Origin of the sequence: Pantoea sp. USHLN298 (assembly GCF_037149395.1) — a bacterium.
GTDB classification, from domain to species: Bacteria; Pseudomonadota; Gammaproteobacteria; order Enterobacterales; family Enterobacteriaceae; genus Pantoea; species Pantoea astica.
In genome coordinates this window covers 256,645-269,156 of the sequence record NZ_JBBCRO010000008.1, presented here as the reverse complement: position 1 = coordinate 269,156, position 12,512 = coordinate 256,645, and the positions used below count along the sequence as shown (strand labels likewise).

The 12,512-nt window shown below is 56.6% G+C and carries 11 protein-coding genes; 3 read left to right on the top strand and 8 right to left on the bottom strand.

Annotated features, from left to right (window positions below; genetic code table 11):
* Positions 1-369: 369 nt before the first annotated feature.
* The gene (gene mdtD / locus WFK59_RS20415; protein WP_336757060.1) at positions 370-1,779 is read left to right on the top strand and encodes a multidrug transporter subunit MdtD; all 1,410 of its coding nucleotides are present in this window, start codon (positions 370-372) and stop codon (positions 1,777-1,779) included.
* Here mdtD and rbsR read toward each other — a convergent pair.
* The 7 genes from rbsR to WFK59_RS20380 form a co-directional block, all read right to left on the bottom strand.
* Positions 1,776-2,759 carry a ribose operon transcriptional repressor RbsR gene (gene rbsR / locus WFK59_RS20410; protein ID WP_233988243.1) on the bottom strand — a complete coding sequence of 328 codons (984 nt, stop codon included), beginning with the start codon at positions 2,757-2,759 and terminating at the stop codon, positions 1,776-1,778. The genes mdtD and rbsR overlap by 4 nt on opposite strands.
* 13 nt (positions 2,760-2,772) lie before the next feature.
* Positions 2,773-3,702: a ribokinase gene (rbsK, locus tag WFK59_RS20405; RefSeq protein WP_233985807.1), complete on the bottom strand. Its 930-nt coding sequence runs from the start codon at positions 3,700-3,702 to the stop codon at positions 2,773-2,775.
* Between the two features lie 62 nt (positions 3,703-3,764).
* Complete coding sequence (gene rbsB, locus WFK59_RS20400; RefSeq protein WP_233988242.1) at positions 3,765-4,640, bottom strand: ribose ABC transporter substrate-binding protein RbsB; 876 nt, start codon at positions 4,638-4,640, stop codon at positions 3,765-3,767.
* 26 nt (positions 4,641-4,666) lie between these two features.
* Entirely contained in the window at positions 4,667-5,638 is a 972-nt protein-coding gene (gene rbsC / locus WFK59_RS20395; protein WP_233985806.1) for a ribose ABC transporter permease, read from the bottom strand.
* Complete coding sequence (rbsA, locus tag WFK59_RS20390; RefSeq protein WP_336757058.1) at positions 5,635-7,143, bottom strand: ribose ABC transporter ATP-binding protein RbsA; 1,509 nt, start codon at positions 7,141-7,143, stop codon at positions 5,635-5,637. Before rbsA ends, rbsC begins: the two co-directional genes overlap by 4 nt.
* Before the next feature lie 7 nt (positions 7,144-7,150).
* The gene (rbsD, locus tag WFK59_RS20385) at positions 7,151-7,570 is read right to left on the bottom strand and encodes a D-ribose pyranase (protein ID WP_233985804.1); all 420 of its coding nucleotides are present in this window, start codon (positions 7,568-7,570) and stop codon (positions 7,151-7,153) included.
* A 183-nt stretch (positions 7,571-7,753) separates the two neighbouring features.
* Positions 7,754-8,155 (bottom strand): YgiW/YdeI family stress tolerance OB fold protein, encoded by a 402-nt coding sequence (locus WFK59_RS20380; RefSeq protein WP_336757056.1) that lies wholly within the window; start codon positions 8,153-8,155, stop codon positions 7,754-7,756.
* Between the two features lie 162 nt (positions 8,156-8,317).
* Between WFK59_RS20380 and qseB the strand changes: the two genes are divergently transcribed.
* Entirely contained in the window at positions 8,318-8,989 is a 672-nt protein-coding gene (gene qseB, locus WFK59_RS20375) for a quorum sensing response regulator transcription factor QseB (RefSeq protein ID WP_233988241.1), read from the top strand.
* A complete protein-coding gene (qseC, locus tag WFK59_RS20370; RefSeq protein ID WP_336757053.1) occupies positions 8,977-10,320 on the top strand; it encodes a quorum sensing histidine kinase QseC in 1,344 nt (447 codons plus the stop codon). The genes qseB and qseC overlap by 13 nt, the downstream gene beginning before the upstream one ends.
* Positions 10,321-10,351: 31 nt before the next feature.
* On the opposite strand, the gene kup is transcribed toward qseC, so the two are convergent.
* Positions 10,352-12,220, bottom strand: a complete 1,869-nt coding sequence (kup, locus tag WFK59_RS20365; protein ID WP_233985801.1) for a low affinity potassium transporter Kup — start codon at positions 12,218-12,220, stop codon at positions 10,352-10,354.
* Positions 12,221-12,512: the final 292 nt, after the last annotated feature.

Sequence of the window (12,512 nt, the reverse complement as noted above, 5' to 3'; positions counted from 1 at the left end):
TGCGAACAGTGCGTTAGCTTCCTGTCGCGAGGTGGCGTATATTACGCTTTCCTCCTTCAGAGTCAACTTCTTTTTCAGAAGTTTTCTCCGGCGGCGCAGTCTCCTGTGCCTCTCAACCCGGTGGCCTGTAAGCCGTTGTTCCGTGTCAGTGGAGGCGCATTATAGGGAGTTCTCAGAAGCTGACAAGTGTTTCTTTAAATAAATTTACCGAGCGCGTTTTTTTTAAACGAACGGGTTAAAAACAGCCATTTCATGGCCGAATAACGCACAGAAATCCCCTTGAGACGTTAAAAAGAGGCCTGCCGCGCTGCGCTGACGGTGCTATTCTTTTTCATTCTTCTCGCTGGATAACCCTAAGAAGGACGCTCAATGATAAAATCCGCGCGCAGCATGGCCGGTTTGCCATGGATTGCTGCCATGGCATTTTTCATGCAGGCACTGGATGCCACCATTCTTAACACCGCCCTGCCCGCTATCGCCACCAGCCTTGACCGTTCTCCTCTGGCCATGCAATCCGCCGTTATCAGTTATACCCTGACCGTCGCAATGCTGATCCCGGTCAGCGGCTGGCTCGCCGATCGCTATGGCACCCGCAAAGTGTTTATCGCTGCGGTATCGCTCTTCACGCTCGGTTCGCTGGCGTGCGCGCTGTCACCTACGCTCTCTATACTGGTCACTTCCCGCGTCATACAGGGCGTCGGCGGTGCCATGATGATGCCGGTCGCGCGCCTGGCACTGTTACGCGCTTATCCGCGCAGTGAACTGCTGCCGGTACTCAACTTTGTCACCATGCCGGGATTAGTCGGACCGATACTGGGACCGCTGCTTGGCGGGGTGATGGTGACCTACGCCACCTGGCACTGGATCTTCCTGATTAATATTCCCATCGGCATTCTCGGCATTTTCTATGCGCGCAAATATATGCCGGACTTCACCACACCGAAGCGCCGCTTCGATTTCTTAGGCTTTCTGCTGTTCGGCCTGGGCCTGGTGATGATCTCAATCGGGATTGAACTGTTCGGTGAGCGTATTGTTTCAGCCTGGCTGGCGGGTGCGGTGTTGCTCGGCGGAATCGTTCTGCTGCTTCTTTATATTGCACACGCGCGTCGTCACCCTTCTCCGCTGATTAATCTGCCGATGTTTAAAACGCGCACTTTTTCGGTAGGCATCATCGGTAACATCGCGTCGCGTCTCGGCACCGGCTGCGTGCCCTTCCTGATGCCGTTGATGTTGCAGGTGGGCTTTGGCTATTCGGCGATTATCGCCGGTTGCATGATGGCACCGACGGCGGTGGGGTCGATACTGGCGAAGTCGACGGTAACCCAGCTGTTGCGCTGGTTAGGCTATCGCCGCCTGCTGATAGGCATCACGGTAATCATCGGCATTCTGATTGCCAGCTTCTCTCTGCAGTCACCTGCTGAGAGCATGATCATCTTACTGCTTCCGCTGTTTATTCTGGGCATGGCGATGTCAACCCAGTTCACCGCCATGAATACCATTACGCTGGCCGATTTGAATGATGATAACGCCAGCGGCGGTAACAGCGTGCTGGCCGTGACCCAGCAGTTAGCGATCAGTTTTGGCGTCGCGGTCAGTGCCGCCGTCCTGCGCTTTTATCAGGAGTTTGAAACCGGCACCGTTGCGCAGTTCCACGCGACCTTCCTGACCATGGGCGTGGTGACGGTACTGTCAGCCCTGACCTTTATGCTGTTAAAAAACGGCGATGGCCGCAATCTGATTACTAATCGCGATAAGAAGAAAAAGAAGAAGGCGGCTTAAGTTGAGCCTCGCGCCACCAGTTCCGGCGTCAGCACCAGCGTTTGCTGGCTGGCGTCGGGATCGCTCAGGCGATGGATTAAGGTATCAATCGCCAGCTCGCCCAGTTCATCTTTCGGTTGATGGATGGTACTCAGCGGCGGCGACAGATAGCGTGCCAGCTCGATATCGTCATAGCCCATCACGGCAACGTCCTGCGGAATCTGTAAACCCGCCTGATACAGCGCATGATAAACCCCGACCGCCATCGCATCATTACTGGTGAATACCGCCTGCGGTGGCGTTTCCAGTGCCAGCAGCTCAATCATCCCGTTGTATCCGCCCTGAAACTCAAAATCGCCATGCACCACGTAACCCGGCAGTACGTCAAGACCGCTTTTCTCCATCGCGTTGTGAAACCCTTCGAGGCGCATCCGCGCGGTGGTTTTGTCCTGCGGGCCGGCGATACAGGCGATGCGGGTATAGCCGCTGTCGATCAGATGCTGGGTTGCCAGCTCTCCGCCCAGCAACGCATTGTCCTGAATGATGTCACCACCGCCTTCAAACGGTGCCCAGTCCATCATCACGGTCGGTATAGAAGGATAACGGTTCAGAATATCCGCCGACGGCAGATGACTTTCAGTACACATCATTAACAGCCCATCGACGCGCTTTTGCATCAGCGTCTCCAGGCTGCGGTTCATCCGCTCCTCATCACCGGCGGTATTACACAGGATCAGACTGTAGCCGCGCTGGTAACAGCTATCCTCCACGCCCCGGACGACTTCGGCATAAAAGGGGTTGCTACTGGTGGTCAGCAGCATCCCGATGGTATGGGTCTGGTTGATCTTCAGGCTGCGCGCCAGCGCCGAGGGCGCATAGTTCAGACTCTGAATAGCCTGATCCACTTTTGCCCGCACGCTCTCGCTGACAAACCGGTTATTGTTGATGACGTGCGAGACAGTTGAGGTGGAGACGCCCGCCAGACGGGCGACATCTTTCATGGTGGCCAAGCGCTTAACCCTGCTGCTGCAAAAAGTCGTCGATCTCGGCACGCCACGGCACGGAGGGCTGTGCGCCGGATCGGGTTACGGCAATAGCCGCAGCGGCATGGGCAAAGCGTACCGCCTCCTGCATCGCTTTCTGTTCCAGTCGCGCGGTAATAAAGGCGCCGTTAAACGTATCGCCCGCCGCGATGGTATCGATAGCGTTGACGCTAAAGCCCGGAATACGCTGACCCTGGCCCTGTTCACTCAGCCAGACGCCGCGCCGGCCCAGCGTAATCAGTACGGTACCGATGCCTTTGTCATGCAGCGCCGCCGCCGCCCGGGCCGCATCCTGATCGTTGTGAACGGCGATGCCGGTCAGGATCTCCGCTTCAGTTTCATTCGGGGTAATGATATCGATCAGCGCCAGCAACTCATCGGAAAGCCGGGTCGCTGGTGCCGGATTCAGAATCACCTGGGTCTGCTGCTCTCTGGCGAAACGCGCTGCCGCCAGCACGCTTTCCAGCGGTGACTCCAGTTGCATCAGCAGTGCGTCGGCATCGGCAATCACCTGTTGATGGCGCGCCACACAGTCTGGTGTCAGCGCGGCGTTTGCGCCGGAATAGATGCCGATGTTGTTCTCACCGTCACCGTTGACGAAAATCATCGCCACCCCGGTCGACTCGCCCGCCACCACTTCTACCGGCGAGGTATCTATATTGTCCTGTGCCAGCTGCTGGCGAATACGTTCGCCAATGTCATCAGCACCCACACAGGCGATAAATGCGATATCGGCACCAGCGCGACCGGCGGCCACGGCCTGATTGGCACCTTTACCACCAAACGCAATCTGATAGTTCTGCCCGATCACCGTTTCACCGGGACGAGGAAAGTGTGCCAGATTAAGGATGTGGTCAGCGTTAATGCTGCCAAGAACGGCCAGTTTTGCGTTTTTGCTCATTAGGGGAGTCCGGAATAAGTGCGCCACCGGGAGGGTGGCGCAGTGCCCTGCTTTTCTTTGTTTTATTGAGTGACCAGCTTCAGGTCGACCGGGTTGATCGCCTTCACTTTTTCACCCTTCAGCACTTTATCAGCGGTATCAACGCCAATCATGCCAATTTTGTCTGGCATCTGTGCCACGGTCGCAGACAGTTTGCCACCTTCTACCGCTTTCACGCCATCAGCGGTACCGTCAAACCCCACCACGATCACATCGGTTTTACCGGCAGTCTGCAATGCACGCAGTGCACCCAGCGCCATTTCATCGTTCTGAGCAAACACCGCCTGCACATCCGGATGCGCCTGCAGCAGGTTCTGCATCACGTTCAGGCCTTTAGTACGGTCAAAGTCAGCCGGCTGGCTGGCGAGGATCTGGAACTTGTGCGCATCCGCAGCCTGTTTGAAGCCTTCGCCACGCTCACGCGCGGCCGAGGTTCCGGCAATGCCTTGCAGCTCAATAATTTTGGCGCTTTCGCCCACTTTCTTCGCGATGTAGTCACCGGCCATTTTACCGCCGAAACGGTTATCAGAAGCGACGTGGCTGACCACGGTACCCTGCGCTGCCATACGGTCCAGGGTGATAACCGGGATATTTGCCTGATTGGCCATCTTCACTGCGTTGCCGACCGCATCAGAATCGGTTGGGTTGATCAGCAGTAGTTTGGTGCCGCGTACCGTCAGATCCTGCACGTTTGCCAGCTCTTTCGCCGGGTTATTTTGCGAATCCAGCACCACCAGGTTGTAACCCAGTTTATCGGCTTCTTTTTGTGCACCCTCTTTCAGGGAAACAAAGAACGGGTTATTCAGGGTCGATACCACCAGCGCGATGGTCTCTTTTGCCATAGCGCTGGTACTGAGCGTAGCGCCAAGGATCATGGCCAGTGCGGTTAACTTTTTCATCATTTCATCCTGTGTATAGGTCAGAGTTATTTACTGCTTTTATTATCCACCAGCACCGCCAGCAGGATTACCACCGCTTTAACGATCATCTGGTAGTACGAAGAGACGCCCATCAGGTTCAGGCCGTTATTCAGGAAGCCGAGGATCAGTGCGCCAATCAGGGTGCCGACAATTCGTCCTTTACCGCCCGCCAGACTGGTACCACCCAGCACCACGGCGGCAATGGCATCCAGCTCGTAGCCGGTACCGGCCGTGGGCTGCGCCGAGGAGAGACGCGCCACCTCAATGGTGCCCGCCAGCGCGGCCAGCATACCGCTCAGCGAATAGACGATGACCTTGACGCGATTAACATTAATACCGGAGAGGCGGGTTGCGGCCTCATTGCCGCCCAGCGCGTAGATATAGCGGCCAAGACGGGTGTGATGCAGCATGTACCAGGCGGCAATAAACACCAGCGCCATCAGCCAGACCGGAGCAGGAATACCCAGCGGACGCCCGATACCAAACCAGCCCAGCAGATCGGCGTTGGCATTAAAGCCGGTGCTGATTGGACTGCCGTCGGTGTAGACCATGGTGACGCCACGCAGCAGCAGCATCATCACCAGCGTGGCAATAAATGCCTGCACCTTACCGCGCGCCACAATGGTACCGGTCAGCGCACCAATCGCGGCCCCCAGCGCCAGCGAAGCCGCTACTGCCACCAGCGCATTCACTTCCATCCCGACCAGCGAGGCCCCGACAGCACCGGTCAGCGCCAGCAGTGAACCCACCGAAAGATCGATGCCGGAGGTCAGAATCACCAGCGTCATTCCGACCGCCATAATAGCGTTCACCGAGGTCTGCTGCAGAATGTTGAACAGGTTGGCCACGGTAAAGAAGTTCGGGCTCTGACTCGCCACCACGGCGATTAACACCACCAGCGCAATCAGCGACTTTTGTTCCAGTAACCAGCTTTTGCTAAACCAGCGACGGCTGGCAGGTAAAGTTTGGGTCGTCATACCACTAAATCCTCGCTGTGTTGCTTGCCTACGGCGGCGGCCATCAGGCTCTCCTGCGTGGCTTCTTCACGGGTAAATTCGCCGCTTAAACGGCCTTCATGCATCACCAGGATGCGATCGCTCATGCCTAACACTTCCGGCATCTCAGAAGAGACCAGGATGATGCTCAGCCCTTCGGCTTTGAACTGGTTAATCAGCTGATAAATCTCTTTTTTGGCACCGACATCAACGCCACGGGTTGGCTCATCAAGAATCAGCACGTTGGGACGGGTCATCAGGCCGCGGGCAATCGCCACTTTCTGCTGATTGCCGCCGGAAAGCAGGCCGATCGGCTGCGACATAGAGGGCGTTTTGACGTTGAACAGCCGGATAAAGTCGCCTACCGCCAGCTGCTCAGCCGCGTGCTTCAGCGTGCCGCCGCCGTGACTGAAATAGCGCAGCGCGGTCAGCGACATGTTCTCTTTCACCGACATACCCAGAACCAGGCCGTCACGCTTACGATCTTCAGAGATATAGACGATGCCGTTCGCCAGCCCGTCCTGTGGCGAACGCGTCACCACTTCGCGACCGCTGAGCCACAGGCTGCCCTGATGACGCGGCAACGCGCCATAGAGCACTTTCATCAGTTCAGTGCGGCCCGCGCCCATCAGTCCGGAGATGCCCAGAATCTCTCCTTTGCGCAGGCTGAAACTGACGTTATGCACGCCGGGACCGCTGACGTTGTCGACTTTCAGCCGCACTTCGCCCGGTGTCTGATCGAGATGCGGATATTGATCTTCCAGTTTGCGGCCGACCATCATTTCGATCAGGCTCTCTTCGGTCAGTTCGCTGACCGGACGCTCCGCAATAAACTGGCCGTCACGAAACACCGTGACGTCATCGCAGATCTCAAAGATCTCTTTCATGCGATGCGAGATGTAGACGATGCCGCAGCCCTGCGCCTTCAGTTCATTGATTACCCGAAACAGCGACAGCGTTTCGGTATCCGTCAGCGCATCGGTCGGCTCATCCATGATGATCACCTGCGACTCAAAGCTCAGAACTTTGGCAATTTCGACCATTTGCTGATCGCCAATCGACAGATCGCCCACCAGCTTGTGGCTGTTGAAGCGCAGATTTAACCGCTTCAGCAAGGCATCCGCTTCGGCATACATGCGCGCCCACTGGATGCGGCCAAAACGGTTAACAAATTCACGACCGAGGAAAATATTCTCCGCCACGGTTAACTGGGGGATCAGATTCAGTTCCTGATGGATAATGCCGATGCCCGCTTCCTGTGAGGCTTTAGGGCCATTGAACCGGGTCTCTTTGCCGAGCCAGTGCAGCGAACCGGCATCAAACTGATAGATCCCGGTCAGCACTTTCATCATGGTGGATTTACCGGCACCGTTTTCACCGACCAGCGCCATCACGCGTCCTGCCCGGACATTCAGTGAGGCACCCTTGAGGGCTTTCACCCCAGGGAACGATTTTTCAATGCCGTTAAGCTGCAGTAAAGGTTGCATAGCGGCCTCAGAAGGTGACGCCGGCGCTCAGGATGACATTCGCAAACGGAGAACACTCTCCGCTGCGAATGACCGCCTGACTGCGCTGCGTCTGTTGTTTGAATTGTTCATGGCTGGTGTAGCTGATGGTGATGCAATTCCCCTGGTGCTGTTGCAAGGCTTCGAGCACGGCGAGCAGTGCGCTATGGAGCGGCGGATTGTGCTGCTTAATCTCCTCCGCGATCAGGGCGCTTTCTACCTGCATCTCAAGCGTGACGGCATTGACCACCTGCATAAAATCGGGCGTACCCGGCGTCAGTGCTAAGTCAATGCGTTGCGGTCCTGCCGGAATCGGCAAACCGGCATCGGCAATCGTCAGCGTATCCGTGTGTCCCAGGCGGGCAATCACATGAGAGAGTTCAGCGTTTAACAAGCGACCTTTTTTCATCTTTTCACTCCACAGCGAAACGTTTCGCTGACAGGAGTGTATGAAAAGCCGCCAGCAACTCAATCGGGGAGAGTGAAATTTGTGATCGTTATCGAAACGTTTCGCTCACGCGGAGGGAAATTTGAATTAGGGCAGATAGCGGGGCAAAAAAAAGGACCGCCGAAGCGGTCCCGATCGCGGCGATTAAGGCAGTTTTCTGACCTGCTTAACGTCCATTTCGATGCTGTTGAAATCTTTATCCAGCTCACCGGTCAGCTCAACGGTATCCTGAGGCGAGATAGTCTGGCCGTTCCAGTGCTTGTGGTCGATTTCGACTTTCATGGTGCCGGTCTGATCGCGGAACAGATAATCTTCATCGCCGATCTGCTTTTCCAGCTTACCGCGAACGGTGATCCAGCTTTCGTCGCGCATATCTTCAGCCTGCTTCACGGTCACCACGCTGGTGTGGTCGGCGCTGAAGCCGCCCTGTTTCGTCTGGGTCTGCGCCGCCGGGGCATTAGGGTCGGTAAAACCGCCTTGCTGTGCAGCCAAAACCGGGGCAGATGCCAGCATAACGACGGCTAAAATTGCAGCGTGCTTTTTCATTTTGTCACCTCTTTTCCATGATGTGTTTCGTTTTGTTGAACCCAGTTAACCATAGGCTTCTTAACAGCTTCTTAAGAAGTAAAAATAAGCAATTTTCGCCGAAATCAGCTGTACAAGCCGCGGTCTGCTTCGTATAAAGCGCTATCAACGCAGGGAGAAATGATGCGTATTTTACTGATAGAAGACGATCGCTTAATTGGCGACGGTATCAAAGCGGGGCTGGGCAAGCTGGGATTTAGCGTCGACTGGTTTACCTCCGGTGAGGCCGGTTTTCAGGCGCTGCACGCCGCGCCCTGGGATGCGGTGGTGCTCGATCTCTCACTCCCCGAACGTGACGGGCTGGATATTCTGCGACAGTGGCGACAGCAGGGAGAGGATGTGCCGGTACTGATCCTGACGGCGCGCGATGCGCTCGATCAGCGGGTCGAAGGCCTGCAGATGGGTGCCGATGACTACCTCTGCAAACCCTTTGCCTTAACCGAAGTGGCCGCCCGACTGCAGGCGCTGATTCGTCGCCGGCATGGTCAGCTGCAACCCGAGTTGCGTCACGGCAAGGTCGTACTGATGCCTGACAGTCACAGCGTCCTGTGCGATGGCGAAGCGATTGAGCTGAAAAGCCGTGAACTGGCGCTGCTGGAGCTGTTTATGCGCAATCCTGGCCGGGTGCTGACCCGCAGCCAGCTGGAGGAGAAGCTCTACAGCTGGGATGCTGACGTCTCCAGTAATGCGGTAGAAGTGCATATCCATCATCTGCGGAAAAAACTCGGCAGCCAGTTTATTCGCACCCTGCACGGTGTGGGTTATACCCTGGGAGCGGCTGAATGCGATCGGTAAGCCTGTTCCTGCGCCTCGGCATCGGTTTTGTGCTGCTGCTCGGTATCTGCTGGGCCAGCGCCAGCCTCAGCGCATGGCATCAGACGCGGGAAACGATTGACGAGCTGTTTGATACCCAGCAAATGCTGCTGGCAAAACGCCTGCTGACGCTTGATTTCTCTTCGCTGGACAACGCCACGCTGCCAAAAACGAAGCAACTGCTACGACACCACCGCGGCGATCAGGATGATGACGCGCTGGCGTTTGCCGTCTTCACCCATGACGGCAGACAGGTACTGAACGATGGCGATAACGGACGATACCTGCCGTTTGAGGCCGATTATCAGGGCTTTCATGATGGTCAGCTCACCAATGACGACGACAGCTGGCGCCTGGTCTGGCTGACCACGCCAGATAAGCAGTTTCGCGTGGTAGTGGGTCAGGAGTCGGAATACCGCGATGACATGGCGCGCGATCTGATGAACGCCAGCGTCTTACCCTGGCTGATCGCGCTTCCTTTTATGTTGCTGCTGTTAATCAGCCTGGTCTGGTCGGAACTGCGCCCGCTGAAGCAGCTGGCGCAGCAGTTAGCGCAACGCGCGCCGGATGACGGTACGCCGTTACAGGCCGAACGGGTGCCGAAAGAGGTCCAGCCACTGATAATCGCGCTGAATGGCCTGTTCAGTCGGATCAACGCAATGATGCATCGCGAGCGCCGCTTTACCTCCGATGCCGCGCATGAACTGCGCAGTCCGCTGGCCGCCTTGCAGGTGCAAAGTGAAGTGATTCAGCTGGCCGTCGACGATGAAACGATGCGAACCCATGCGCTGAAACAGCTGGATGCCGGCATTGTGCGCGCGACCCGGCTGGTGGATCAGCTGCTTACGCTGTCGCGGGTGGAAGCGGATGATGCCCGTAACGCTTTCGAACCGGTGTCATTAAAACAGACGCTGCAGGAGACGCTGGCGGCGCAACTGCCGCTGGCGGATAAAACGGGCGTCACGCTGCGCCTCCACGCCGACGCCGATCCGCAGATTCAGGGTAATCCACTGTTGCTGTCACTGCTGGTACGCAATCTGCTGGATAACGCGATTCGCTATACGCCAGCCGGCAGCGAGGTGGACGTGCGGCTTCAGGCCAACAGCCTGTCAGTCGAGGACAACGGAGACGGCCTGAATGAAGCCGATCTGCAACGGTTAGGCGAACGTTTCTGGCGACCGCCCGGTCAGGAGAAGAGCGGCAGCGGGCTGGGGTTATCGATTGTGCGTAACATCGCCCAGCTGCACGCGATGCAGTTAACGTTCAGCCGGCGGCCCAACAGCGGATTGTGCGTCACGCTGCGCTGGCCATAAAAAAACCCGCCGGTGAGGCGGGTCATCTGGATTAAATTTCGACCTGCGTACCGAGCTCAATCACCCGGTTTGGCGGGATCTCAAACTGGTCCGGCGCGCGGAGCGCATTGCGCTGCAACGCCAGGAACAGCTTGCCGCGCAGCCGCAAATACCACGGCCGTTTGCCGATGATCAGCGACTCGTGCGACATAAAGAACGACGTCTCCATCATGCGGCAGTTCAGTCCTTCCAGCCCGCAACGATGGAAAATCTCTTCCACGTTCGGCGTTTCACGCCAGCCATAGCTGGCCACCACGCGCCAGAAGGTCGGCGAGAGCTGCTCAATGGTGACACGCCGTACGTTGTGCACATAAGGCGCATCTTCAGTGCGCAGCGTAAGCAGCACCACGCGCTCATGTAACACTTTGTTGTGTTTGAGATTATGCAGCATGGCAAACGGGATAACGTTCAGCGCACGCGACATGTAGACCGCGGTGCCTGGAACCCGCACCGGCGGCGCTTTCTCCAGCGACGCGATCATCGCCTCCAGTGAATTACCGTGCTCATGCATCCGGCGCAGCAGGCGGAAGCGTTCGCTTTTCCACGTCGTCATAATGATAAACATCACCAGGCCGAGGCAGAGCGGCAACCAGCCACCCGAGAAGATTTTAACCAGGTTCGCCGTAAACAGCGGCACGTCGATAAACAGCATCAGCAGCAGAATCACCCCAACCGCCAGCTTATGCCAGTGCCAGTTTTTGATCGCGACGGTGCAGGAGAGAATCGAGGTCAGCACCATGGTGCCGGTCACCGCAATACCGTAGGCCGCCGCCAGATTACTGGAGTGCTCAAAGCTGATAATCACAATCAGCACCGCAAAGTAGAGCACCCAGTTAATCATCGGAATATAAATCTGGCCCGATTCACGCTCAGAAGTATGAATGATCCGCATACCGGGCAGGTAGCCGAGCCGAACCGCCTGACGCGTCAGCGAGAAGACGCCGGAGATCACCGCCTGCGAGGCGATGACGGTTGCCAGCGTTGCCAGAATCAGCATCGGGATCAGCGCCCAGTCTGGCGCCAGCAGGAAAAAGGGGTTCTTTATCGCTTTAGGGTCACTGAGCAACAGCGCGCCCTGACCAAAATAGTTCAGCACCAGAGACGGCAGCACTACCGAAAACCACGCCAGACGGATTGGGATTTTACCGAAGTGGCCCATATCGGCATACAGCGCTTCCACGCCGGTAATCGCCAGCACCACCGCGCCCAGCGCGAAGAAGGAGATCGATTTGTACTGCATAAAGAAGTTGACCGCATAGGCAGGATTCAGCGCCTGCAGCACTTCAGGGTTTTTCATGATGCCGTTAACCCCGAGGATCGCCAGCACCAGGAACCACAGCAGCATAACCGGCGCAAACAGCTTGCCGACCATGCCGGTGCCGTGTTTCTGAATCGCAAACAGCAGCGTCAATACCGCAATCGACAGCGGCACAATGAACGGATCCAGCGACGGCGCGGCAATCTCCAGGCCTTCAATGGCCGACATCACTGAAATCGCCGGCGTGATCACCACTTCGCCATAGAAGAAGCTGCCGCCGATCAGGCCCATGATCACCAGTACCGCCGTGGCGCGGGCACCGGTATGACGGCCCGCCAGCGACATCAGGGTCAGAATACCGCCTTCGCCAGCGTTGTCAGCCCGCATGACGTAGCTGATATATTTCAGTGATACCACCAGCACCAGCAGCCAGAAAATCAGCGACAGAAAGCCAAATACCGCGCCCCGTTCTACGCCGAAGCCAAACTGGCCGGAGAGACATTCACGCAAGGTATACAGCGGGCTGGTACCAATATCCCCATAGACAACACCAATTGCGGCCAGCGTAAGCCCACCAAGAGACTGCTTATTATCCGAGCTCATAGAGAGTTATCTTTTGTTGGAGTCTAAGAGGTGTAAAACCCCTCGCTCAAGCCATCAAAAAGCGCACAGTATGCACGTATTGCCGAAAATTCCTATACCCAGTTAATCTTAGCGCTGCACCAGTCGCGGGGTTTTTAGCCTGTAACCCGCTGCTTACTGGCGCATTTCAGCTAACCGAACCTTCTGAAACAAAAAAGCTGACAGCTATCAACGCTTTCACGCATCATTATCTATAGAGTAAGGCGCTTGCTTAAGCGCGGCGGCCCGACGATTGTAAGGACATTGATGTGAT